Origin of the sequence: Chryseobacterium sp. (assembly GCF_041914225.1) — a bacterium.
In the GTDB taxonomy this organism is placed as follows: domain Bacteria; phylum Bacteroidota; class Bacteroidia; order Flavobacteriales; family Weeksellaceae; genus Chryseobacterium.
In genome coordinates this window covers 66,930-89,074 of sequence record NZ_JAYSDT010000013.1, presented here as the reverse complement: position 1 = coordinate 89,074, position 22,145 = coordinate 66,930, and the positions used below count along the sequence as shown (strand labels likewise).

General features: G+C 36.6%; 25 protein-coding genes. 11 read left to right on the top strand and 14 right to left on the bottom strand.

From position 1 onward, the window contains the following. Positions 1–391 precede the first annotated feature (391 nt). Positions 392–1,231: a GLPGLI family protein gene (locus ACE3RB_RS08345; protein ID WP_374463808.1), complete on the bottom strand. Its 840-nt coding sequence runs from the start codon at positions 1,229–1,231 to the stop codon at positions 392–394. A gap of 186 nt (positions 1,232–1,417) precedes the next feature. Then, the gene (locus ACE3RB_RS08340; RefSeq protein ID WP_002980508.1) at positions 1,418–1,885 is read right to left on the bottom strand and encodes an acyl-CoA thioesterase; all 468 of its coding nucleotides are present in this window, start codon (positions 1,883–1,885) and stop codon (positions 1,418–1,420) included. Between the two features lie 120 nt (positions 1,886–2,005). On the opposite strand from ACE3RB_RS08340, the gene ACE3RB_RS08335 reads away from it, so the two are divergent. Further along, on the top strand, positions 2,006–2,362 hold the full coding sequence (locus tag ACE3RB_RS08335; protein ID WP_374463807.1) for an arsenate reductase family protein: 357 nt from the start codon (positions 2,006–2,008) through the stop codon (positions 2,360–2,362). A gap of 143 nt (positions 2,363–2,505) precedes the next feature. Beyond that, positions 2,506–2,691, top strand: a complete 186-nt coding sequence (locus ACE3RB_RS08330; RefSeq protein ID WP_374463806.1) for a hypothetical protein — start codon at positions 2,506–2,508, stop codon at positions 2,689–2,691. A gap of 54 nt (positions 2,692–2,745) precedes the next feature. Here ACE3RB_RS08330 and gcvT read toward each other — a convergent pair whose 3' ends face one another. The 3 genes from gcvT to idi form a co-directional block, all read right to left on the bottom strand. After that, positions 2,746–3,822 carry a glycine cleavage system aminomethyltransferase GcvT gene (gene gcvT, locus ACE3RB_RS08325; protein WP_332388483.1) on the bottom strand — a complete coding sequence of 359 codons (1,077 nt, stop codon included), beginning with the start codon at positions 3,820–3,822 and terminating at the stop codon, positions 2,746–2,748. Between the two features lie 232 nt (positions 3,823–4,054). Continuing rightward, positions 4,055–4,315 (bottom strand): hypothetical protein, encoded by a 261-nt coding sequence (locus ACE3RB_RS08320; RefSeq protein ID WP_374463805.1) that lies wholly within the window; start codon positions 4,313–4,315, stop codon positions 4,055–4,057. After that, a complete protein-coding gene (gene idi, locus ACE3RB_RS08315) occupies positions 4,315–4,824 on the bottom strand; it encodes an isopentenyl-diphosphate Delta-isomerase (protein ID WP_374463804.1) in 510 nt (169 codons plus the stop codon). Before idi ends, ACE3RB_RS08320 begins: the two co-directional genes overlap by 1 nt. A 328-nt stretch (positions 4,825–5,152) precedes the next feature. Between idi and ACE3RB_RS08310 the strand changes: the two genes are divergently transcribed. Together ACE3RB_RS08310 and ACE3RB_RS08305 are read left to right on the top strand one after the other, a co-directional pair. Then, positions 5,153–5,563, top strand: a complete 411-nt coding sequence (locus tag ACE3RB_RS08310; protein WP_002980498.1) for a phosphoheptose isomerase — start codon at positions 5,153–5,155, stop codon at positions 5,561–5,563. 86 nt (positions 5,564–5,649) lie between these two features. After that, complete coding sequence (locus ACE3RB_RS08305) at positions 5,650–6,609, top strand: D-2-hydroxyacid dehydrogenase (protein WP_374463803.1); 960 nt, start codon at positions 5,650–5,652, stop codon at positions 6,607–6,609. A 78-nt stretch (positions 6,610–6,687) separates the two neighbouring features. Here ACE3RB_RS08305 and mscL read toward each other — a convergent pair whose 3' ends face one another. Beyond that, the gene (gene mscL, locus ACE3RB_RS08300) at positions 6,688–7,065 is read right to left on the bottom strand and encodes a large conductance mechanosensitive channel protein MscL (protein ID WP_374463802.1); all 378 of its coding nucleotides are present in this window, start codon (positions 7,063–7,065) and stop codon (positions 6,688–6,690) included. A 246-nt stretch (positions 7,066–7,311) separates the two neighbouring features. Between mscL and ACE3RB_RS08295 the strand changes: the two genes are divergently transcribed. After that, the gene (locus tag ACE3RB_RS08295) at positions 7,312–8,829 is read left to right on the top strand and encodes an NAD(P)H-hydrate dehydratase (protein WP_374463801.1); all 1,518 of its coding nucleotides are present in this window, start codon (positions 7,312–7,314) and stop codon (positions 8,827–8,829) included. Between the two features lie 117 nt (positions 8,830–8,946). On the opposite strand, the gene lgt is transcribed toward ACE3RB_RS08295, so the two are convergent. Beyond that, on the bottom strand, positions 8,947–9,795 hold the full coding sequence (lgt, locus tag ACE3RB_RS08290; RefSeq protein WP_374463812.1) for a prolipoprotein diacylglyceryl transferase: 849 nt from the start codon (positions 9,793–9,795) through the stop codon (positions 8,947–8,949). Positions 9,796–10,245: 450 nt separating this feature from the next. After that, positions 10,246–10,497, bottom strand: coding sequence for a membrane protein insertion efficiency factor YidD (gene yidD / locus ACE3RB_RS08285; RefSeq protein ID WP_374463800.1), 252 nt, complete (start codon positions 10,495–10,497; stop codon positions 10,246–10,248). Positions 10,498–10,600: 103 nt separating this feature from the next. Here yidD and ACE3RB_RS08280 point away from each other — a divergent pair, with 103 nt between their 5' ends. Continuing rightward, the gene (locus ACE3RB_RS08280; RefSeq protein ID WP_374463799.1) at positions 10,601–11,878 is read left to right on the top strand and encodes a replication-associated recombination protein A; all 1,278 of its coding nucleotides are present in this window, start codon (positions 10,601–10,603) and stop codon (positions 11,876–11,878) included. Between the two features lie 46 nt (positions 11,879–11,924). Here ACE3RB_RS08280 and ACE3RB_RS08275 read toward each other — a convergent pair whose 3' ends face one another. The 5 genes from ACE3RB_RS08275 to ACE3RB_RS08255 form a co-directional block, all read right to left on the bottom strand. Continuing rightward, positions 11,925–12,362, bottom strand: a complete 438-nt coding sequence (locus ACE3RB_RS08275; protein ID WP_374463798.1) for a hypothetical protein — start codon at positions 12,360–12,362, stop codon at positions 11,925–11,927. 116 nt (positions 12,363–12,478) lie between these two features. Continuing rightward, positions 12,479–14,710 (bottom strand): DUF2339 domain-containing protein, encoded by a 2,232-nt coding sequence (locus ACE3RB_RS08270; protein WP_374463797.1) that lies wholly within the window; start codon positions 14,708–14,710, stop codon positions 12,479–12,481. A gap of 113 nt (positions 14,711–14,823) precedes the next feature. Continuing rightward, positions 14,824–15,078, bottom strand: coding sequence for a hypothetical protein (locus tag ACE3RB_RS08265; protein WP_374463796.1), 255 nt, complete (start codon positions 15,076–15,078; stop codon positions 14,824–14,826). Positions 15,079–15,907: 829 nt separating this feature from the next. Beyond that, on the bottom strand, positions 15,908–16,756 hold the full coding sequence (gene pheA / locus ACE3RB_RS08260) for a prephenate dehydratase (RefSeq protein ID WP_374463795.1): 849 nt from the start codon (positions 16,754–16,756) through the stop codon (positions 15,908–15,910). Positions 16,757–16,930: 174 nt separating this feature from the next. Continuing rightward, the gene (locus ACE3RB_RS08255; protein WP_374463811.1) at positions 16,931–17,344 is read right to left on the bottom strand and encodes an acyl-CoA thioesterase; all 414 of its coding nucleotides are present in this window, start codon (positions 17,342–17,344) and stop codon (positions 16,931–16,933) included. A gap of 136 nt (positions 17,345–17,480) precedes the next feature. Between ACE3RB_RS08255 and dnaA the strand changes: the two genes are divergently transcribed. The 5 genes from dnaA (at position 17,481) to ACE3RB_RS08230 (ending at position 21,153) form a co-directional block, all read left to right on the top strand. Continuing rightward, positions 17,481–18,935 carry a chromosomal replication initiator protein DnaA gene (gene dnaA, locus ACE3RB_RS08250; protein WP_374463794.1) on the top strand — a complete coding sequence of 485 codons (1,455 nt, stop codon included), beginning with the start codon at positions 17,481–17,483 and terminating at the stop codon, positions 18,933–18,935. Between the two features lie 97 nt (positions 18,936–19,032). Then, positions 19,033–19,485 carry a low molecular weight protein-tyrosine-phosphatase gene (locus ACE3RB_RS08245; RefSeq protein ID WP_374463793.1) on the top strand — a complete coding sequence of 151 codons (453 nt, stop codon included), beginning with the start codon at positions 19,033–19,035 and terminating at the stop codon, positions 19,483–19,485. 2 nt (positions 19,486–19,487) lie between these two features. Beyond that, entirely contained in the window at positions 19,488–19,988 is a 501-nt protein-coding gene (locus ACE3RB_RS08240) for a nuclear transport factor 2 family protein (RefSeq protein ID WP_374463792.1), read from the top strand. A 4-nt stretch (positions 19,989–19,992) separates the two neighbouring features. Next, entirely contained in the window at positions 19,993–20,691 is a 699-nt protein-coding gene (locus tag ACE3RB_RS08235) for an SAM-dependent methyltransferase (protein ID WP_374463791.1), read from the top strand. An 84-nt stretch (positions 20,692–20,775) separates the two neighbouring features. Next, positions 20,776–21,153, top strand: coding sequence for a hypothetical protein (locus tag ACE3RB_RS08230; protein WP_374463790.1), 378 nt, complete (start codon positions 20,776–20,778; stop codon positions 21,151–21,153). Positions 21,154–21,206: 53 nt separating this feature from the next. On the opposite strand, the gene ACE3RB_RS08225 is transcribed toward ACE3RB_RS08230, so the two are convergent. Next, a complete protein-coding gene (locus ACE3RB_RS08225) occupies positions 21,207–22,097 on the bottom strand; it encodes a DUF4349 domain-containing protein (protein WP_374463789.1) in 891 nt (296 codons plus the stop codon). Positions 22,098–22,145 lie beyond the last annotated feature (48 nt).

Genomic DNA, 22,145 nt, shown 5'->3' with positions numbered 1-22,145 from the left:
AAGATAAAAGATAAAAGATAAAAGATAAAAGATAAAAGATAAAAGATAAAAGATAAAAGATATTGTTATTAAACAACTGCTATGCATTCAGATGTCAGATATCAAGGGATTTCTCTTGCTTTTAATTTTTCATCAGGTTTTATAGGCTAATAGTGGTTAGATTCCTACGGAATGACAATGACTGCTTGTATCATGTCTTTGGTACTACTTAATTCTTTTGTCATTCCATAGGAATCTCTATAGCGTAATTAGTAACAATTCTGAAAGATAAGGTCTTGTTGTTAATTATCATGGCTCTATATCAACATCAATAGAAGTGGGCTTTAGTCCGCCTAAATAAAATTTAAAACTTTCCACTGGCTTTAGCCCAAACTTAAAAATAACCATAGTTTTAATATATCGGATAATGCATCGCCTTATCTATTTCAATAGGGTTATTATACTTTCTGATGACCTCCTGCATGCTTTTGGTTTGAGTATTCAGTTCATCCACATTATGAATTTCCTTTCCGTTGATATTAATTCTAAGGTCATTATTAGATTTGCTGGTATTATTTCTTTCAAAGGCAAAAGGGTCATTATAAAACTCCATAAGCAGCTTATGTTTTTGTTTTTCGTTAATAGGAATTGCTTTATTACCAAAGCTGGATTCCAGAAAATCTGAAGTAGAGGAGATTTCCGGAAGTTCTCTGCTTTTAACGAGAGTATAAATAAAATTTTTCTTAGCATCGGACAGCTCAAAGATCAAACCGGGTAACCCACGCAGTTTAAATGGTCCTTCATTAAATGGAATATCTTTACAGAACCAGGCCGTCCAGCTTCTCCCTCCAAATTTTGTAGTTGCTTTTTGTAAAGTATAATTTTCTACCTTTTTAATCTCATTAGCGATCGTCCAATTGATCTTATCCGTAGTTTTAAATGTATAATATCCATTTTTAATATTGATGAAATTTTCATTATCAAAAGAATTGATCTTTCTTTTAACCACCTGTCCGGTCATATCAGTATAACTGAAGTTCGTTCCGAATTTTTTATTCAGTGAGTCTCTGATGGCGAGATCTTTTCCATAAAACTTTACCTCTTTCGGAGTGATATCCAGGACCATATTCACTTTTTCATATCCGACCTCGGTAGAATCCATTTTATACTGAAGTTCATAAATGAACCTATGGGTTTGCGCCTGAAGAAAAACCATCAACAGAACTGCTGTGATTGTAAGAATATTTTTCATATTATACTTTAAATGGGTTGATACTAAATTAGTTAATCTTAATCTCTTATGCAATATAATATGAAAAGCAGGTCTATGAATTCAGTATGGAGGTTATGAATCTTATTCTTTTATATTCAAACCATAGAACGGCTACCCATACTAAATTTTACAGTACCTTATACCCTGAAAAGATTTCTGATTCTTCTATAAAAAAGGTTTCATTTCATCTTCAATCTGCGTTCTCAGCTCCATCAGTCGCTTGGCATACATTTCAAGCTGCTTTTCTTCCTCTGTTTCCGGAGTCCACTTAGGTACAGGGAGTTTTTTACCATTTTCATCCACAGCAACAAAAACAATGATACAGTGGGTTTTTTTCTCAAAATTAGGCTGCTTTAAGTTCCTTGAAAAAACATTGATAGCGATATGCATGCTTGACGTCCCGGTGTAAATCACCTGGGCATCAACTTTTACGACTTCCCCGATTTTGATGGGATCATAAAAACGGATTCCACCCACATATACTGTGACGGAATAATTACCACTCCATGTGGTGGCACATGCATAACCGGCCTGGTCGATCCATTTCATCACACTTCCTCCATGTACATTTCCTCCGTAATTAACATCTGAAGGCTCCGAAATAAACTGAAAAGTAATAGGCTTGTTCTGCATCTTTAAAAATTTGAATAAAGTTATTTAATAATTTCCAAAGTTTTGGATTAAATCCTACTTTTGAAAGACGAAACTTTCAATGAAAGGGAATTTTAACCAACAACAGATTTAGAAAACGTAATGAAGAAAGTATTTTATCTCAATACATGTGATACCTGCAGAAAAATTTTAGCCCAATTCGACCTTACCGGCTGGGAACTTCGTGAAATCAAAAAAGAGCCCATCACGAAGGAAGAATTGGCAGAAATGCATAAAAAAACAAAATCTTACGAAGCGTTATTCAGTAAAAAATCTACGCAGATCAAACTGAGAGGCCTGGATGTAAAGTCTTTGACAGAAAAAGATTTTAAAGAATTGCTTCTGGATCATTATACCTTTTTAAAAAGAACTGTTTTTATGACAGATAAGGAAATTTTTGTAGGAAATGATAAGAAAAATATTGAAGAACTGCAGAAGTTCTTTGGGGTGTATGAATAAATAGCCTTAAAGAAAACTGTCCGGTTTAATGCTTTTTATTATTGCGCCGGATATTTTTATATCTATCAGGTTTGTATTTTGTAAGTATTTGATTGCTAGTTGTTTTTGAGTGGTTATATTTGTGATTGCCAAAAACGTACAATATGAAAACAAACTTTTCAAAAACAAAAAAACTTAGCAAATCAGAAATGAAAGAAGTTAACGGAGGTGTTGCTTCTTTACCTGTCTGCAGTATTTTATGCGGACCTGCCGGGGGTGTAATTTCCAATACACCGGGAGTAGGAGATGTCTGTACCTCTGACAGAAAGATCTGCTGCATCTGCTATTAAACCAAAAAAGAGGCTGTGATTTTTTCACAGCCTCTTTTTTATATTCTGAACAGATTATACAAAAGGAGCCTTCACTACTTTTGCAGGGATGTTCTTGTTTCTTACCTGAATGAAGATTTCAGATCCTAATTTGAAATGAGGTTTGTCTACATAAGCAAGACCTAAACCTACCTTTTTCATTGGAGATTGTGTCCCGGAAGTTACTTTTCCGATTACGTTTCCTTCAGCATCCACTACAGGATAGTCATGTCTAGGAACGCCTTTGTCTGTCAGTTCGAAACCAACTAATTTTCTGGAAACTCCTTCTTCTTTCTGCTTTGCGAAAACATCTTTGGAAACGAAGTCTTTATCAAACTTGGTGATCCACCCTAAACCAGCTTCAATTGGAGACGTTGTATCATCAATGTCGTTTCCGTAAAGGCAGAACCCTTTTTCTAATCTTAAAGTATCTCTGGCAGCCAGTCCGCAAGGAATAATTCCTTCTTCTTTACCAGCTTCCATTACAGCATCCCAAAGTTTCTCCGCACTTTCGTTTTTGAAATAAATCTCAAAACCTCCGCTTCCTGTATATCCTGTGTTTGAAATGATCACATCATTTTCTCCAGCAACACTTCCTACAGTAAAATGGTAGTAAGGAATTTCGGAAAGATTTACATCGGTAAGTTTTTGAAGAATCTCAGTAGCTTTAGGCCCCTGAACTGCCAATAAAGACATTTCATCAGAAGCGTTGGTCATTTTAGCCCCGAAAGTATTGTATTTTGAAATATGATTCCAGTCCTTATCAATATTGGATGCATTTACCACCACGAAATATTTGTCATCTTCCATTTTGTAAACGATAAGGTCATCCACAATTCCTCCGTTTTCGTTCGGAAGGCAAGAGTACTGAGCTTTTCCGTTTTCAAGCGCATCTACATTATTAGTGGTTACAAATTGTAAAAGGTCTTTTGAACCCGGCCCTTCGATGAAAAACTGTCCCATGTGGGAAACATCAAATAATCCTGCTTTTTCTCTTACGGCAAAATGCTCTTCTGTAACCCCTGAATATTGAACAGGCATTTCAAAACCTGCGAAAGGTACGATCTTTGCTCCCAAAGAAACATGTTTGTCGTACAAGGCTGTTTTCTTCATATTTAATTTTTATTTCTTTATTTTAAAACTGTTAAAAGTCTCATTGAATAGGGTCATATAGTTTCCGTTCCAGAATTTCTGGCCACAATTGATGGAAACCAAATATAAGTTTTTGTCCTTCTGGAAAGCTTTGGTTACCCAGAACAGCTTTTCCTTCTCGTCAAAATGTTCATACAGGTATTCCGTATATCCTTTCTGGCTCTTTTTTTCCTTTCCTTTACTTTACTTTACTTTACTGGTCTTGTGATTGATAAAGTGCCAGCATAAATTTTTTCACTTCCTCTTTTGGAAGGGGAAGATCATGATATTCCGAAATGGTAATTGCACCTATCTGGCTGGTGGGGAAAATATTAACAATTTCACTGTCGTTGGTGGATTTCCAGCCTTCAGGAACATTAATAGAATAACTGGAATTTTCGTAAACCTTTGCTTTCTGTGCGAAAAACAGGCTTCCCGTCAAAAGAGCAGAAAAAAACAATATCTTTTTCATCATTAAAAATGGTGTTTATATTCTTCAAGGATGATTTTAAACCATGCCGTAAAGTTTTCGGGATGTTCGGAAATTTCTTTATCCAGCTCTTCCATAGAAATGAATCTTACGGCATCCACCTCCTCATTATTTAAATTGAAACCCGCTTCATGATTTCCTACAAACACATGATCCAGCTCGTGCTCCCAAAGGCCGCCGCCTACATCCGCCTTGTAAATAAAATTGAATTTTTCTGAAAGTTCTGTCTCAATTCCCAGCTCTTCCTTCAGTCTGCGCGCTGCTCCTTGCTGATAAGTTTCCCCTTCTCTTGGGTGTGAACATACGGCATTGGTCCATTGATTAGGAGAATGATACTTTCCTGAAGCCCTTTTCTGCAGAAGCATTTCTCCTTTGCTGTTGAAAAGAAATACAGAAAAAGCACGGTGCAGCAGACCATTGATGTGAGCCTGCTGCTTTTCCATCAGTCCTAAAACCCGATCTTCAGGATTTACTAAAACGACAAATTCTTCCATTCCTACAAATGTAAGGGTAATAAATGTATTTTGGAAATTTTTAGATAAACATCATGCTTTTTGTAATAATGATAATAAGATATAGGGAAACATAAAAAAGTAATGGATAAAATTATCAATTCTCCAATTGGCTTTGTCTGCAATCCTGAATTACTTTATTAAAAAGAAAATTCAGAACGAAAAATTTTAACTATTTTGAGTGAAATGATGAATAAACTATTGATATTGTTCTTTAAATATTATTTTTTATAGTAAAATTTTAACTTAAACTAAGATTAATGTGCCTGATAGTTCTAAAAACGCTAACTTTGTTACTTAATATTTAGTAATGGAATTAGAATACATTGAACACATTAGTCCTATTCTAAAGGATGGAATAAAAAATTACTTAATAGATATCGACGGAACCATTACGGATGACGTTCCCAACGAAGAACCGGAAAGAATGGTTACCTGCGAACCATACCCTGATGCACTGGAAACGATCAACAGATGGTATGATGAAGGGCATCAGATCTGCTTTTTTACTTCAAGAACCGAAAATCTGAAACAAATCACGATCGACTGGCTGGATAAGCATGGCTTCAAATACCACAGCGTGCTTTGCGGAAAACCGAGAGGGGGAAATTATCACTGGATAGATAACCACCTGGTAAGAGCTACAAGGTATAAAGGAAGATTTACGGATCTGGTAGAAAAGCAAGTGACCATTGAAGTATTCAAAGAAGACGGCGAATAAAAATATAATTCAAAGATTTAAAAATTACATGGGAACCAGTTCCTTGAATTTTTAAATCTTTCATTTTTTAATATACTTGATATTTTATGAAAGTTTTAGCAAACGACGGCCTTGATCAATCTGGAATAGATGCATTGACAGAAAAAGGCTTTGAGGTTATCACTACAAAAGTTCCGCAGGAGTTTTTGGTAGATTATATTAATGAGCACAAAATCCGCACCCTGCTGGTAAGAAGTGCTACACAGGTAAGAAAAGATATTATTGACGGATGCCCGTCCATCGACATTATTGGAAGAGGTGGGGTAGGTATGGATAATATCGATGTAGATTATGCCAGAGAAAAAGGAATTCATGTGATCAATACACCTTCTGCTTCTTCAGAATCTGTAGCTGAACTTGTTTTCGCCCATTTATTTTCCGGTGCGAGATTCCTTCAGGATTCCAACAGAAAAATGCCTGTAGTGGGAGATACTGAATTTGCAGGTCTTAAAAAAGTATATGCTCCCGGTATCGAATTGAGAGGAAAAACCATCGGTATTGTAGGGATGGGAAGAATCGGTCAGGAAGTGGCAAGAATTGCTTTAGGACTTGGGATGAGAGTGGTTGCAGCTGATAACAATGTAGGTAGGGCAAGTATCAAAGTGAAGTTTTACAACAATCAGTTTATCAATGTTGATATAGAAACAGAACCGTTACAGGATGTTTTGAAGCATTCTGACTTCATTACTCTACACGTTCCGGCACAGAAGGATGGTTATATGATCGGTCAGAATGAATTTGAAATCATGAAAGACGGAGTGGCTATCGTGAACTGTTCAAGAGGTGGCGTTATCGATGAAGCGGCTTTAATTCAGGCTTTGGATTCAGGTAAAGTAAGATTTGCCGGGTTGGATGTTTTCATTAATGAACCAACTCCTTCCAAAGAAATCCTTACTCACCCGAAGATTTCGCTTACTCCTCACACCGGAGCTTCTACTCTTGAGGCACAGGATAGAATCGGGCTTTCCCTTGCGGAGCAGATTTCAAGTATCTTACAGATTCAATAATTTGAAATCAATTATAAATAAAAGCACCTCAGTTTACTAAACGAGGTGCTTTTTTTATTTTAAAACTGTTGTTATAGACTAGATATTTCTGCTTTTCAATAAATCTCTGATCTCCGTCAGTAATTTTTGATCTTCAGTAGGTCCTGCCGGAGCCGGATCTTCTTTTTTGTTCACTTTATTAGCCAGTTTGATGATCCAGAAAAGTACCATGGCAATACAAAGGAAACTGATTACTGCTGAAAGGAAATTCCCATAAGCTACACCATTCCATGTAAGTTTTGCAATGTTTTCTGCGCCGGCAGCTTTCAATGCCGGGTTTAATATCAGAGGAGTGATTACATCTTCTACCAAAGACGAAACAATTTTACCAAATGCTGCCCCAATGATCACACCGACAGCAAGATCGATAACATTACCCTTGAAGGCAAACTCTTTAAATTCTTTTACAAATCCCATAATTTATATTTTTTTAATTAGTATATACACAAAAATATGATTAAAAAATGTAAAAAACACTACTTTTTATAGTTTTTTATTCCCAAAATATTGAATTTTATAATGATTTCATACCATTCGTTTTAATGAATATTTTAACTTTATACAGATCCTTTAATTCATTAATGATGACTCCTTATTTTTATTAATGACCGTAATATCATAATGAAAAATCTTTTGTAATTTGCTTAAAAGTTTGATTTGTCTATGAAAATTTTTACTGCAGAACAGATACGCAGCTGGGATCAGTTTACCATTTCCCATGAGCCGGTTTCTTCTATCCAACTTATGGAAAGAGCTTCAATGGCTGTGGCTCACTGGATTTCTGAACATTGTAAAAACCATAAAAAACTGGCCGTATTTTGTGGTAACGGAAATAACGGAGGGGATGGGTTGGCTGTCGCAAGAATACTTTATCTGAAAGGTTTTGATATAGATGTATTCGTTAGCGATTCCAAAAGAAAATTTTCTGAAGATGCTTCTGTTAATCTTAAAAGGCTTCGTGACTTGTCAGGAATTTCAGTCAGGAAATTTGATCCTGATGAACACTATAATTTTGATGATAAAACAATTATTGTAGATGCCCTTTTCGGGACAGGATTATCAAGACCGCTGGAAGGAGAATACAAAACGCTTGTTGAGCAGCTGAATACCAAAAAGAATATTAAAATATCCATCGATATTCCTTCCGGACTGTCAGCAGATAAAATGTTTGACAATAATCCTGTCATTATGAAGGCTGATTATACGCTGACTTTTCAATGCTGGAAGCGAACTTTTCTTCATCCTGAAACCGGAAAATATACCGGAAAAGTAGAAGTGCTGGATATTGATTTAAGCAAAACTTATGCAGACACCACAGACGCTGTATATTCTGTAATTGATGATCAACTGATTGAGCCGATATTTGTTCCGAGACAGGATTTTTCCCACAAAGGCAGCTTTGGCAAGGCAGCCATTGCAGCTGGAAGTTACGGAAAAATAGGTGCCGCAGTGCTGGCTGTAAAATCAGCCTTGAAAACCGGAGCGGGACTCACCTTTGCTCTGGCACCGGAATGCGGATATGAGATTTTACAGACTTCATGTCCTGAAGCAATGTTTATAAAAGGAGGTGAAAAGTTTATATTTAATTTTGAGATTGAAGATGATTTTATCTGTGGTATAGGTCCTGGGTTGGGAACTCATCAGGAAACAGAAAAAGGTTTTCTGAGCTTTTTGAAAAGCTGTAAACAGCCATTAATCTTGGATGCAGACGCTTTGAATATCATTTCAAAAGATCCGGAAAATCTGAAATTAATACCTGGAAAATCAATCATTACACCCCATCCTAAAGAGTTTGAAAGGCTTTTCGGAAGTACTGCAGATTCTTTCAAAAGGCTTGAGCTTGCAAGGAAAAAAGCAAAGGAACTGGATATTTATATTGTGTTAAAAGATCACCATACCCAGATTATTACTCCGCAGGGAAATGTGTTTTACAATATTACCGGGAATGCGGGGCTTGCCAAAGGAGGAAGCGGAGACATTCTTACCGGAATCCTGACTTCACTTTTGGCCCAGAAATATTCTGAAGAACATAGCTGTATCCTGGGTGTCTGGCTGCATGGCAGGGCTGCGGAGATTGCTTCAGAAAAACATTCAAAAGAATCTATGCTTCCCACTGATGTTATTGATGCATTTGGAAGTGTTTTTGAAGAGCTGAACAGGAAGTCAGCAAAGAGTTTATAAAACACCAGAAGAAAAAGTAATAGCGAAATAATTTTAAAATATTAAAAAAGGCAAATCTGTATTTTACAGATTTGCCTTTTTTGCTATTCAGCTGTTTTACCTTTTAGTCTGATGAGCCTATTCCGGTTTTGCGTTTTCTTCCGGTGTGATTTTAAACTTCTTGGAAACAATCATAATTACAACTCCTGCAATCATAAAAGGTATGGAAAGGACCTGGCCTGTATTCAGACTGCCAATCTGGATGAATTCATCTCCCTGTGGCTCTTTAAGGAATTCCACAAAGAATCTTATCGCCCAAAGAATGACAAAGAACAGACCGAATAACCAGCCCTGCTGATATTTTTTATCGGTTTTTCTGTACAGTATCCATAATAAAATGAAAAGAAGAACATATCCTACCGCTTCAAATAGCTGACTTGGATAACGCGGAACGGTAAGGCCATATTCACTGCTTTGTTGTGGGAAAAGTAAAGCGAACGGAGAGTTGGGATCAGCCGGTTTACCAACGATTTCAGAATTGAAAAAGTTCCCCATTCTTACAAATGCACCCCCCAAAGCCACTACGATACCTAATCTGTCATATACCCAGAACGGATTTTTTCTGATAACTTTAAATGAATAATATAATGTTGTGAAAATCAAAGCGATTGTAGCACCGTGACTCGCCAGACCTGAAAATCCTGTGAATTTTAAACCGTTTTTTGTACTTATCGGTAAAAATACACTCCAGAAATCTTCTTTAAATAATTCCGGCTGATAGAAGATAACGTGTCCTAATCTTGCTCCAAGAATAGTCCCGATCAATGTCCATGTGAAAAGAGGTTCCAGATATTTTTGGTTAACGTTGTCGATTTTAAAGATTCTTGTCATTAAAACATATCCGAATCCGAATGCAAAAACAAACATCAAACTATAAAAGTGAAGGGTAAAGGATCCGATACGAATTCCTTTTGAAGGATCCCATATTTTAAACGGAGTTTTAAGCTCTACCTTATCAGAATCAGTAATAGGTTTCACTGATTTTACAGCATATTTGAATTCTGAAATATTATCCCTGGTAACAGAAGTATCAATAAGCTTAAAGTTTTTATCGAAAAACTGATACTTTGAATCCTTGTACTTAGCTAAAGTTGAAGCGCCATAGTTGTAATATTCAGGCTCAAAATTTGATTCATTTAAAATAACAACAAAAGACTGGTTCTTATCCGATTCCCTGTCAGGAAAAGCCGTAAGGTCTCCCATCTCCGTAGTGGAATAGATTTTTACAGGAATGTTGTTTCCGTTGATATCTAAAGTTCCGTCAGATAAACCTCCAGGGTATTCCTGTGCAAAGAGGCATTGGGTGATCAATGCAAACAGCACAAAATAAATTCTGAAAAAAAAAGTATTCATTTTTCTATTGATTTAATAGTTTGATTATTGACATTTATGTTTTGGAGGAACGGGATCATAGCCGCTTCCTCCCCATGGATGGCACCTTAAAATCCTTTTAAATCCCAGCCAGAAACCTTTAAAGACACCATGTACCTGAAGTGACTCTACCATATAGTGAGAGCAGGTAGGTTCGTAACGGCAGTTTTTGGGAAGTAAAGGCGAGATGAACCATTGGTAAAATTTGATCAAAATTACCAGTGGAAATGTAATGATTTTATTGAATGTAAGTTTCAAAACAATGCAAAAATAGGGTAAAAAAATGAAAATTAGTTTAATTTTGTTATAAGTTTCGGAGATCGGAAATCCGGGACATTGATCTTAAAAAAATAGAATTACTTTGAATCGAAATATCCCATTAGCTGAAAAATTAAGACCCAAAACCCTGAACGATGTATTGGGGCAGGAGCATCTTACCGGCGATAAAGGAACCATCAGGAAAATGATTGAAAACAATACCCTGAACTCGCTGATATTCTGGGGGCCGCCGGGAACCGGAAAAACCACGCTGGCTGAAATCATTTCAGAACAGTCGGGGAGGAAGTTTTATAAGCTTTCTGCTGTTTCCTCCGGAGTGAAAGACGTACGTGATGTGATTGAAGATGCCAAAAAACAGAATCTGTTCTCCGGAAAGTCACCGATCTTATTTATTGATGAAATTCACCGTTTCAATAAATCTCAGCAGGATTCATTATTGCATGCGGTAGAAAAGGGATGGATTGTACTGATCGGGGCAACTACGGAAAATCCGAGCTTTGAAGTAGTTTCAGCACTGCTTTCAAGAAGCCAGGTTTACATTTTAAAAGCTTTGAGCTATGAAAAGCTGGAAGAACTTATCGATATCGCTTCAGAAAGGTACAACAAAGATGAAGGCACCGGTTTTAAAATCCTGGAAAAAGAAGCATTCATTCAGTATTCGGGAGGAGATGCCAGGAAGCTGATCAATTCCGTGGAATTGGTTTTGAATCAATATAAAAACTCTGACACAAAAGAAATCCTTAATTCAGATGTTCTTGAAGTTCTTCAGGAGACCATAGCGCTGTATGATAAAAACGGTGAGCAGCATTATGATATTATTTCGGCCTTCATCAAATCCATGCGTGGAGGAGATCCCAATGGTGCGGTTTACTGGCTGGCAAGAATGATTGCCGGGGGAGAAGATATCAAGTTTATTGCCAGAAGAATGCTTATACTTGCGGCTGAAGATGTAGGATTGGCTAACCCGAATGCATTGGTAGTCGCCAACAACTGTTTTCAGGCAATAAATGTGATCGGAAACCCGGAGGCGAGGATTATACTAAGTGAAACAGCTATATATCTGGCAGTTTCCCCTAAAAGTAATTCTGCTTATATGGCGATTAATGAAGCGCTGGCTCTGGTGAAACAGACAGGGAATCTGCCTGTGCCGCTTCATCTGAGAAATGCACCTACGAAACTGATGAAGGATCTTGATTATGGAAAAGACTATAAATATGCCCATTCTTATGAGGGGAATTTTGTAGAACAGGACTTTCTCCCTGAAGAAATCAGAAATATAAAATTATATGAGCCAGGGAATAATTCTACAGAAAAGAAAATCTATGAAGAGCTCAGGAAAAAATGGAACAATAAATATTAAAATAAAAAGGATGCTATTTTATAGTATCCTTTTGTATAGTATTGAATTATTCAGTTGTATAAATGAATAATGTTTTTTTACCATTATAATCTTTTACCTCCATTTTTTTCCTGATTTGAGGATAGATTAATGTGCTGGTGTCTGTAAATTCATATCCTTCAATAAATACGGGATTATCAGCCGGGATGTTGTATTGTACATTGATTTCAGATAATGCCATTTTATCAAATGGATTCTCTCCGTTTTTGAACTTATATTCAGTGACCCCTTTGGTAAAAACAGAACTGTATTTTTTTAAACTTTGTGGAAGACTTGCCGGGGTATTGTATACTTTCGAAACCTGCATCAGGTTCTTTCTTGCATTGAATAATTCTACTGTTCCGATAGCATTGTCAGCCACTGCAAACTTTACAGCAGGATTTTTTTGCTGTGCAAATAAAGTCGCAGAGGATAGTATTAAAAAAGAATAGAGTATTTTTTTCATAATCAGAATATGTAACTGTTAAAAACGTGATAAATATAGTTATTTTTTATAAAATCTGAATGAAATCTCATGTTGTTTTACATTTTATTTAGAAATAAAAACTTTTATCCTGATTGTCAGTCGGTGGCTTCTTCATTTTCATCATTGTTGTCTTTCTTGTCTACCATATTTCTGATGATATTTTTCAGGCGCTGGAAAGCAAAAGAGCTTAGTAATAAAATAACTCCAAGAGCAATAAAGGCACTGATTCTTGAAATATTATCCATTTGCCAGACATCATAGCCATACAGTTTCAATACCATCAGACCTACCAGGGCAAAGCCAATTTTGTTATACTCCCGGATATTCCTTTTTAAACCGGTATAAATAAAAATACTGGCAAGGATTGTCCATATCACAGGAAGATAAAGAATATTGAAATGCTTATTCGCTTCATAAGACTGAGGAATGTCATTTGAAACCATCAGAACATAGGAGTGATGCAGCTCGAAGCTTACCAGCACGATAAGAGCCACAGAGAGTATCCAGTAAGAAACCTGACGTTTGTGAAACTCCGAAGAAGGAATGATTTTGCTGTAAACATATATAAAAGGTATCCATTGCACCAGATGCAGCAGATAGAAACCGGGATACAGTTTTTTTGATAAAATGGCTGTAACTACTGCCGGAGTGGATACGGAAATAGTAAGAACTGCCAGTAAAAGAAGCAGGTAGATCAGAATATTCTGAATGTCATTTCTGATACCCAGCGGTTTTCTGAAAAGCAGTAATATAAAAACATAACAGATACTGAATAACAGCCCTGCAGTGGTAACTGCTGACCAATGCATTTCCGAAATATGATAGGTAATCTCAAGCAGGAAGGTAATATAAATAACACCATAGCTGATTACAGTGATAAGATCTTCAAAAAAGTTACTGTCTTTTTCCTCCGGTTCTTTTGTCCCATTCCTTAATAAATACAAATTGATCATTATGGAAGCAATAGTAAACGAGCTGGTAATAAACGGAGGATTGAATATGATGCTAAAATCTTTTGTTCCAAAATATTCGGTCCATGTAATCAGCTGGGCAATCATGACCAATGGAAACAGAACATAAAAGAAGATCTTGAAAATCTTATGGCCGGTTTTTTTCCAGATGAAAAGAAGCAGGGTACTTTCTATTGCCCAGATACTGGTGATGAGGTGGGTTTTAAACTGAATTGCAACGGCAATTGTTATAAGGCTTGTCACCAGTCCTGCAAATACGGAATAGGCAATCCCGAAATTTTTCTGTGCATATTCTCTGAACAGCAGGATGGAATTGGCTGCAGCAAAAATAAGCGGGAAAATAATAGGAGGTTCGTACCCAAGGGTCTTAAAAATATAGATCAGCCCCAAGACACTTGAAAAATTAGCAAGAGCAAGAATGGCAATATCTGAGGTTGAAAGGATATTTTTTCTGAAGTAATCATGCAGTGCGAAAATATAGAATATCACATAACTGATCAGATAAAAAGTAATGCTTAAAAGCTCCGGACTTTCATTAGTCCAGGAGAAAAGATAACCGGTTGTGAAAATATAAGCTGTCCAGCCCACACTTTTCCAGTGCTGAAGGAAAGAGGCTACCAGCATTCCGGTATTTAGTAGCGTGAGATAAATAAAGAGAAACAGGTAATTGCTTTGTCCTGTACTGATCATTAATGGAGCTGCAAAACCTCCTATCAGAGAAAAAATAATCAGCACCTCGCTTTTATAATAATAGGATAAAATGATAGAGACAGCTGTAATCAGGACAGTTATGGCAAAAGCGGTGTTCTGGGTAAAAAGATGATATTCCCGGAAGGCAATAGTGGCAGTGAAATATAAAACGGCAATTCCGCCTCCTGTAATAATAGAGGAAAATGCTTTATAATTTTTTCGAAGGAAATGCCCGGTCATGATGATGCCTGCTCCGGTACAAAAACCTATACCAGCCCTTGCAGTTTCTCCGATCCAGTTTTTATCGATCGCATATTTTACAAAATAACCAATTCCCAGAACAAGAGTGAAAATACCAATAATAGTAAGTGCATTCTGTTTTAGGAAATCAAAAAAGGGAGCCAGCCAGTCTTTTCCGGGAGGTGTTGAAGGTTCTTCAATATGTTTTGTGCTCTCATGATAAACCTGTTGAGGAGGTGTTGTCTTTGAGATGATGGTTTCTTCCGGTGGAGTTGTCCTATGCGTAATCTCATGTCCGGCAGGTTTATTGCCGATTTTATAATTAAGATCTGAAATCTCCTTTTCCAATTTTCTGATTTTGGTATTCAGATTATTGAAAATGATGAAGATAATGATAAGAATTATAACCGCAACAAACTCACTCATTTCATTAGTTTTTTATCAAATATAAAGGAAATGTTTGATATGGTGTTTAAAAAATTAACCCATCACGGTATAGCGATGGGTTAAATGGTATAGATAACTAACAATATGTTTTACTAGTTGGATACTTTGTAAATGTAGAATGACGATATACTTGATCCCAATAACGATCCGGTGAAAACACCGGAATCAGTAAGTCCGAAAGATACTTTATCACCTGCCTGGAACGAGTAAAGAGAATTGATACTTGCATCAGAAAGTGTTAAATTAATTGCTAACGCAAGATTAACACCACTAAAAGGACGGCTGTCTATGATTGTGGTTACTCCCGCTCTGGTTCTGGCGATTCCGATTCCTGGAGCTCCTGACAATAATGATGCCTGCAGCCCTGTTCCATATCTGAATGCAAATCCAAGGGCGTATACTCCTGTAGATGGGATATTATAAGCACCGTCAGCGTCTGTAAATAAAGAGGCACTTCCTATATTTCGGTCAGCTGCTACAAAGTTGACAGGCAGGAAAGATGACGGGAAAATTCCTATATTCAGAAGGCTTATTCCGGTTGTTTTTTTCGCTGCATATACAGAAGTGTTAGAAGTATTGGTTGATGCGGCTATTATTAGTGCCGGATCTATGGAGTAAACCTGAGTGCTTCCCTGGTTAATTGCTAAAACCTGATATCCTGGTAGCGCTGTAGCAGCGGGGGTATCACGAACTTTCAGGGTTCCGTTAACATCTAAAGTTGCAGAAGGGGTTGCTGTATTAATACCTACTTAGGAAAATAAAGGTAAAGTTGCGCATGCTAACATTAAGCTGTAAAGTTTAGTTTTCATGATCAAGATTTTTAATTAGTTGCTAAGCAAATATACAATAAAAATTATACTCTACATTGTGAAATTTATAATTTTAACATTAAAACAATGTAATATATTTAAACATATGTTTATTTTTTAGTTAAAATTACTACATGATTTAATTACGACTTATTATATTTCTTTTTTTAATTAATGTACTGTTTATGAGGGTTTTAGTGAAAGATAATTCTCCCCTATGTGTGGGTTATTTTTGCGTGATTCAGAACAAGTGGTCGGTATGGTGATTTATTGTAATATTTTTTTAATTTTTCGTGTTTTTAATAGCAGATAATAAAAAAACACTGCCCAAATGACAGTGTTTTTAATCCTATTTATTGTGTTTTTTCTAGCTTTCCAGGAGAAATTCTTTATAATTTCCAAGAAAATCAACATTGGCACTGATCGATTCAAGCTCTTTTAGTGCGTTCCCGTGTAAAACTTCCTGCCATGGGCCTTCAACATTGATAAAGAAGAAATAATTTCCCAATCCGGTTTTTAGGGTTCTGGATTCAATTTTGCTCAGGTTCATCTTTCTCCACGCAAACACGGATAAAACCTGATGAAGCCCACCGGGATGGTCTTCCGGAAGAGTAATCAGCATTCCTGATTTTTCACCCAAGGTTTCCAGCTGATCATTCTGATATTTGTTCTGTTCTTTGGAAATAATGATAAAGCGGGTATGGTTCTGCTCAAAATCCTGAATATTACGGTTCACAATTTTCAAACCGTACAAGTTGGCTGCAAACTGATTGGCTACTGCTGCAATAGGAGTGTCCGGGTTTTCGGAAACAAACTTTGCGGCAGCTGCAGTAGAGGAAAAGTCCTGTTTGGGAATTTCCTTATAATGGGTATCCAGAAAATGAAAGCTCTGCGCGAGAGCCTGTGGGTGTGAATATATTCTTTCAATATTCTCAATGGAATTTTGCGGATGAATCATCAGATGATGGGCAATCGGCATTACGGCTTCTGCTTCGATTTTAATAGACGGAGTCTTATATAAATAATCCAGCGTCATAGAAACGGTTCCTTCAATAGAATTTTCCAATGGCACAACTGCCTTTACTGCTTCTCCGTTTTCAACAGCATTGAAACAATCCAGAATGCTGGCTTGTGGCAATAATTCGTCATCAGGAAAAAGCTGTGCAGCGGCAAGCTGTGTAAAACTGGCATGAGGTCCCAAAAAAGCAATCTTCATAGTATATAATATAAGGGATAATTAAAATAAGGGTACAAAGGTGCGAATTAATTCATAAATAGAGTGCGGGGTGCAGGTTCTTTTGTTTCGGTTATCTATAACGTTAAATTCAGGACATTAATCCTTAAACTCTCAAATTCTCAAACCCTGCCACTCTCAAACTCAAAACCCCTGTTACTTTTCTTTCCAGTTTTTCTCAATGAGCTCCATCAGAAATTCCGGACACTTAATTACTTTATTGGTTTTTGCGTCCAGAAAGAATAGAGTAGTGGACGCTTCTGTTATTTTAATATGCTCTTCATTGTAAATTTCATATTCAAATTCAATTCTCACTCCCGGAATTTTTTTGACATAGGTATGAATTTCTAATTTCTGATCATACAAAGCAGGTCGGATATACTTAATTTTGTAGTCCGAAACGGGAAGCCAAATTCCTTGGTTTTCAATTTCATCGTATGAGATTCCTATACTTCTGAAGAGCTCAACTCTCGCCACTTCGAGGTACGTTGCATAGTTTCCGTAGTATACGTATTTCATCGGATCTGTCTCTGCGTAACGTACTCGTATTGAGTGTGTTGTGTGTATCATTTTAGGTGTTAAATTATACATACAAATATATTTTTAAATAATCAATACCTGCAATATTTTTTTTTGAAAAGAAAAAATTAGACCTTTGTCTTCCTTCTAAACACAGTACAAACAAAGAATAATCGGGGCTTAAAAAATGGATGACAATTTAATGATGATTTGGCAGAAATGCCTTCAGTTTATGCGCGATAACCTGAACGCTGCTGAAGACAATTCTGACCTTAAAAAACTTGAAAAATCTTTCGATATGCTATTCGATAAGGTTCAGCCGCTTTCATTGGTGGCCAATAACCTTACGTTGATCGTACCGAGTGATTTTTACAAGGAATATATAGAGGATAATTACCTGTCCTTACTTTCTGCTGCCCTGAAGAAAAATATTGGAAAAGGAGTGAAATTATGGTATTCTGTAATGGAAAACAGACCAAAAGGTGAAGAAAAGCCGGTTACCATGAACATCAAGGGACAGAGTGTTCCTACTCCGAAAACACAGGAAACAATGCCGCAGGGATTCTCTACCAATATTGTAAACCCATTTGTGGTTCCTGGAATAAGAAAAGTAAACATAGACTCTAACCTGAAACCTGACTATTCTTTTGATAGTTATGTAGAAGGAGAAAGCAATAAATTTGCAGCGACTGTAGCCAGATCCATTGCAAAAAGACCTGGAGCAACCGCTTTCAACCCATTATTCCTATATGGAGGTTACGGAGTTGGAAAAACCCACCTGGGACAGGCTGTTGGTCTTGAAGTAAAAAATCAGTTTCCTGATAAAGTAGTACTTTATTTATCATCTGAAAAGTTTATCCAGCAGTTTATTTCTGCTGCCAAAGCACACAAGCAGACTGAGTTTGCGAATTTCTACCAGATGGTAGATGTACTGATTATTGATGATATCCAGTTCTTATCAGGAAAATCAGCTACACAGGACAGCTTCTTCCATATTTTTGATCACCTGCATCAGAACGGAAAACAGATTATCCTTACTTCAGATAAGGCGCCTGCAGATATCATGGATATTCAGGACAGAATTGTTTCCCGTTTCAAATGGGGACTTTCTGCAGAAATCAAATCTCCGGACCTTTCTACAAGAAGACAAATCATTGAAGATAAACTAAGCAGAGACGGAATTGTTCTTCCGGGAGATATGCTTGATTTCCTTGCTGCTGAAGCCAAAACCAATGTAAGAGAGCTGATAGGAGTAATCAACTCAGTGATCGCTTACTCTACAGTATATAAGAGAGACCTGAGTCTTGAGTTGCTGAAAGAAACCATCAACAGAATTGCTGCCAACCAGAAAAAAGTCATCAATATTCCTTATATCCAGGAAGTGGTTTGTGATTATTTCGGAATCAAAAAAGAGCAGTTGCTTTCAAAAACAAGAAAAAGAGAAATCGCATTGCCAAGACAGCTTGCAATGTATTTCTCAAAAGAATTCACCAATTCAACATTTACTAAAATTGGTGAAGAAATGGGAGGAAAGGACCATTCAACAGTAATGTATGCATGTGATACCATCAAAGACGTATCGAAAATTGATAAAGAAATCAAGAAATACGTAAAAGATCTTACTGAAAGAATCAAACAGTAAATAGCTGAGCTTACAAATAATTAAAATGAAGGATCGTTGTATTCTTCATTTTTTATTTAGTTTTGTCGTTAAAAGTCTTTTTTATAAATACTGACCTATGAAAAAATTAATGGTTTGTCTGGGAAATATATGCAGAAGTCCTCTGGCAGAAGGAATCATGAAAACAAAAGTGCCGGAAAACTTTGTGATAGACTCAGCTGGAACCATTTCATTGCACGAAGGAGAACATCCGGATAAAAGAGCTGTTAAAACTGCTGCAAACCATAATATTGATATCTCAAAGCAGAAATCAAGACCCATTACCCGAAGAGATTTTGAAACATTTGATAAAATCTACTGCATGGATATTGATGTGTTCGAAGACGTGGTTTCTAAAACTAAAAACGAAGAAGAACGAAAGAAAGTAGCGTTGTTTTTAGAAGTATTGGGAGATCATGAAAATGCTGAGGTTCCTGATCCGTATTGGGGAGATATGAAAGATTTCGAAAATGTTTTCCAGCTTCTGGATAAGGGATGTGATGCCATTAAGAACCAAATACTAAAATATTAACCATGAAAAAATTATTGCTGCTGCTTTTAGTAAGCTTTAATTTCTGTTTTGCCCAAACTAAAGATGAAACAGAGATCCGTAAGGTAATGGATGACTTTATGGGATGCATTAAGTCCCGTGATGAAGCCAAATATCTTTCTTTGTTTCAGGAACCCGTACTCTGGACCGGAATCTACAAGGACAGGACACAAGCTAAACGCCTTGAGAAAAACCCTAAAGCGGATTACTACTTTGCCGATGATTATAAAGCCTTTATCAAAAGCTTTAAAGATGATAAATCTGAAGAAAAATTTGACAATATTAAGATCATAGAAGATGGATCAATTGCTTCTGCCAATTTTGACTACAGTTTCTGGTATAACGGTAAAATGGAAAACTGGGGAAAAGAGATCTGGACGCTGATGAAGGTCAACGGAACCTGGAAAATTACCTCTGTTACCTTCTCTATGGATCTTACAAAATATTTCCCACAACCCTCATTAAACGAAAGAACTAAAAAATAATACAATGCTTTTCTTACTCCCTGCTTACCTATCAGAAAATACTTCTATCAACTACTTTTCACCTGTTTTGAAGGATTATATCATGCAAACGGATTATTTCTTCGTGGAAAATGAAAAGACAGCGAGAAAGGTTGTTAAATTTTTTGCTCCCGAAAAAAAGCAGGCTGATCTGAAGTTATTTCTGTTAGATAAATACACGGAAAACGCAGATATCAAAGAAGCTCAGGGCCTGATGCTGAAAGGGCAGGACTTCGGATTGTTATCGGAAGCAGGGCTACCTTGTATTGCTGATCCCGGAAACCTGATCGTTAAATGGTGTCATGAGAAAAATATCAGGGTGATTCCTGTTTCAGGGCCGTCATCTATTATTCTGGCTCTGATTTCCAGTGGATTCAACGGGCAGGAATTCACTTTCCATGGTTATCTTCCTATTGATAAAGGAGAAAAAAAGAAACAGATCCTGAATCTGGAAAGTCTTGTACAGAAAACAGGATATTCTCAAATTTTCATGGAAACACCTTACCGGAACAATCAGCTTTTTGAAGATTTGTCTAAATTTTTGTCACCGAATACCAAACTGTGTATTGCTGCCAATATTAATGACCCGGAACATGAATTTATTAAAACAAAATCAATAAAAGACTGGCAGAAGCAAAAGCCGGAACTTCATAAAATCCCTGCAGTATTTGTGCTGGGGAAATAATATGATATCAACATTTAACAGCCCTTAACACGGCTGTTGCATTATTCTTGTTTTTTATCTGGCATTACTTAAAATTATATGATTATGTCTGATAAGAAATTAGCAGGTATCTGGATTGATACAGAGAAAGCCATTGTAGCCAGAAATCACGATGGACAGAATATTTCTGAATTTACTCTTTGTAAGCCTGTAAAAGCGGAGATTCAACATGGTAATTCCAGTGAAAATGCAGGAAATAATGCTGAAACCACCAACAGTAACAAGTTTTTTAAAGAAATTGAACATCTGCTGACCAATTCCCAGGAACTCTATATTACAGGTCCCGGAGTAATGCAGGAAGAACTGAAACACTTTCTGCATGATACAGCACAGTTCAGAGATTTAAAAATTACTTTAGGAACTTCACAGAAAATAACAGATGAGAAAGTACTGGAAACAGTAAAGGATCATTTTAACAGGTAAATTGTTGATTATGCAGTAAGAATCCGGACATCGAAGATGCCCGGATTCTTAGTTTATGAACTTTTCTGTTTTTTCTTTTCCTTCCATTTTCTCCATAAAAAGACAATAACAGGAATGAGCAGAAAGAACGGCCACAGTGAAACCATTCCCAGCAGGAAGCTTACAAAACTGTTCCAGCCTTCAGTCAGAGAATCAATAAACCGGCTTCCGAAGCCAATTTTAGAGGTGGCTGAACTTCTCACTTTTTCTTTATATAGGTTTAAATTCAAGGTACTATAATTCACCCTGTCATCAATAAAACGGAGTCTGCCTTCAGCAATGTCAATTTCATCTTCCAGTTCCCGGATCTTTTCCTGGATTTCCAGCATATCTTTCGTTGTGGAAGCCTTTTTAAGCATATCCCGATATTTTTCAAGATATATCTTTTTATTGGCCAGCTTTATGGCAACATCGGTATATTCCTCGGTCACATCATCAGATGAAACATTTTTAGACAGAACTGATCCGACACCATCTGAAAATGAATTGATAAGAGCATCAAAATTTTTGTGAGGTACACGGATAATCAGTGTAAGGTTATCATCCATATCCGTATTCTGGAATTCTTCTTTCTGGATATAGGCACTATTTTTTCTGATGATTTCATTGACCTGATTTTGCGCTTTTTTAATATCACCCACCTGAATCTTCATATCTCCGTTTTTGATGATTTTTTTGGAAATAGTATCGGTTTTCTTGCGGGTATAGCCTTCTTTGCCGGATCCATTTTCATCAGGAATAAGCTTTTCAGATACAGAAAGTGGGGGAGATACGGCTGCTGCGGAAGGCGCTTTATTTTCAGGAACAACTTCCATTAGGTCAGCTTTCACTTGATATTGATCACCGCCTGTTTTATTGCAGTTGATAAGCAGAATGCCGGATAAAAGAAGAATAATGTTTTTCATAGCGTTAGTTTCTGATGATATCATCAAAAATTGTGCTTAAAAATTGTT

What these genes read in the sequence shown, in the direction of transcription:
- ACE3RB_RS08345 (WP_374463808.1), bottom strand. Translation starts at nt 1,231, where the DNA reads ATGAAAAATATTCTTACAATCACAGCAGTTCTGTTGATGGTTTTTCTT.
- ACE3RB_RS08340 (WP_002980508.1), bottom strand. Translation starts at nt 1,885, where the DNA reads ATGCAGAACAAGCCTATTACTTTTCAGTTTATTTCGGAGCCTTCAGAT.
- ACE3RB_RS08335 (WP_374463807.1), top strand. Translation starts at nt 2,006, where the DNA reads ATGAAGAAAGTATTTTATCTCAATACATGTGATACCTGCAGAAAAATT.
- ACE3RB_RS08330 (WP_374463806.1), top strand. Translation starts at nt 2,506, where the DNA reads ATGAAAACAAACTTTTCAAAAACAAAAAAACTTAGCAAATCAGAAATG.
- gcvT (WP_332388483.1), bottom strand. Translation starts at nt 3,822, where the DNA reads ATGAAGAAAACAGCCTTGTACGACAAACATGTTTCTTTGGGAGCAAAG.
- ACE3RB_RS08320 (WP_374463805.1), bottom strand. Translation starts at nt 4,315, where the DNA reads ATGATGAAAAAGATATTGTTTTTTTCTGCTCTTTTGACGGGAAGCCTG.
- idi (WP_374463804.1), bottom strand. Translation starts at nt 4,824, where the DNA reads ATGGAAGAATTTGTCGTTTTAGTAAATCCTGAAGATCGGGTTTTAGGA.
- ACE3RB_RS08310 (WP_002980498.1), top strand. Translation starts at nt 5,153, where the DNA reads ATGGAATTAGAATACATTGAACACATTAGTCCTATTCTAAAGGATGGA.
- ACE3RB_RS08305 (WP_374463803.1), top strand. Translation starts at nt 5,650, where the DNA reads ATGAAAGTTTTAGCAAACGACGGCCTTGATCAATCTGGAATAGATGCA.
- mscL (WP_374463802.1), bottom strand. Translation starts at nt 7,065, where the DNA reads ATGGGATTTGTAAAAGAATTTAAAGAGTTTGCCTTCAAGGGTAATGTT.
- ACE3RB_RS08295 (WP_374463801.1), top strand. Translation starts at nt 7,312, where the DNA reads ATGAAAATTTTTACTGCAGAACAGATACGCAGCTGGGATCAGTTTACC.
- ACE3RB_RS08275 (WP_374463798.1), bottom strand. Translation starts at nt 12,362, where the DNA reads ATGAAAAAAATACTCTATTCTTTTTTAATACTATCCTCTGCGACTTTA.
- ACE3RB_RS08270 (WP_374463797.1), bottom strand. Translation starts at nt 14,710, where the DNA reads ATGAGTGAGTTTGTTGCGGTTATAATTCTTATCATTATCTTCATCATT.
- pheA (WP_374463795.1), bottom strand. Translation starts at nt 16,756, where the DNA reads ATGAAGATTGCTTTTTTGGGACCTCATGCCAGTTTTACACAGCTTGCC.
- ACE3RB_RS08255 (WP_374463811.1), bottom strand. Translation starts at nt 17,344, where the DNA reads ATGATACACACAACACACTCAATACGAGTACGTTACGCAGAGACAGAT.
- dnaA (WP_374463794.1), top strand. Translation starts at nt 17,481, where the DNA reads ATGGATGACAATTTAATGATGATTTGGCAGAAATGCCTTCAGTTTATG.
- ACE3RB_RS08245 (WP_374463793.1), top strand. Translation starts at nt 19,033, where the DNA reads ATGAAAAAATTAATGGTTTGTCTGGGAAATATATGCAGAAGTCCTCTG.
- ACE3RB_RS08240 (WP_374463792.1), top strand. Translation starts at nt 19,488, where the DNA reads ATGAAAAAATTATTGCTGCTGCTTTTAGTAAGCTTTAATTTCTGTTTT.
- ACE3RB_RS08235 (WP_374463791.1), top strand. Translation starts at nt 19,993, where the DNA reads ATGCTTTTCTTACTCCCTGCTTACCTATCAGAAAATACTTCTATCAAC.
- ACE3RB_RS08230 (WP_374463790.1), top strand. Translation starts at nt 20,776, where the DNA reads ATGTCTGATAAGAAATTAGCAGGTATCTGGATTGATACAGAGAAAGCC.
- ACE3RB_RS08225 (WP_374463789.1), bottom strand. Translation starts at nt 22,097, where the DNA reads ATGAAAAACATTATTCTTCTTTTATCCGGCATTCTGCTTATCAACTGC.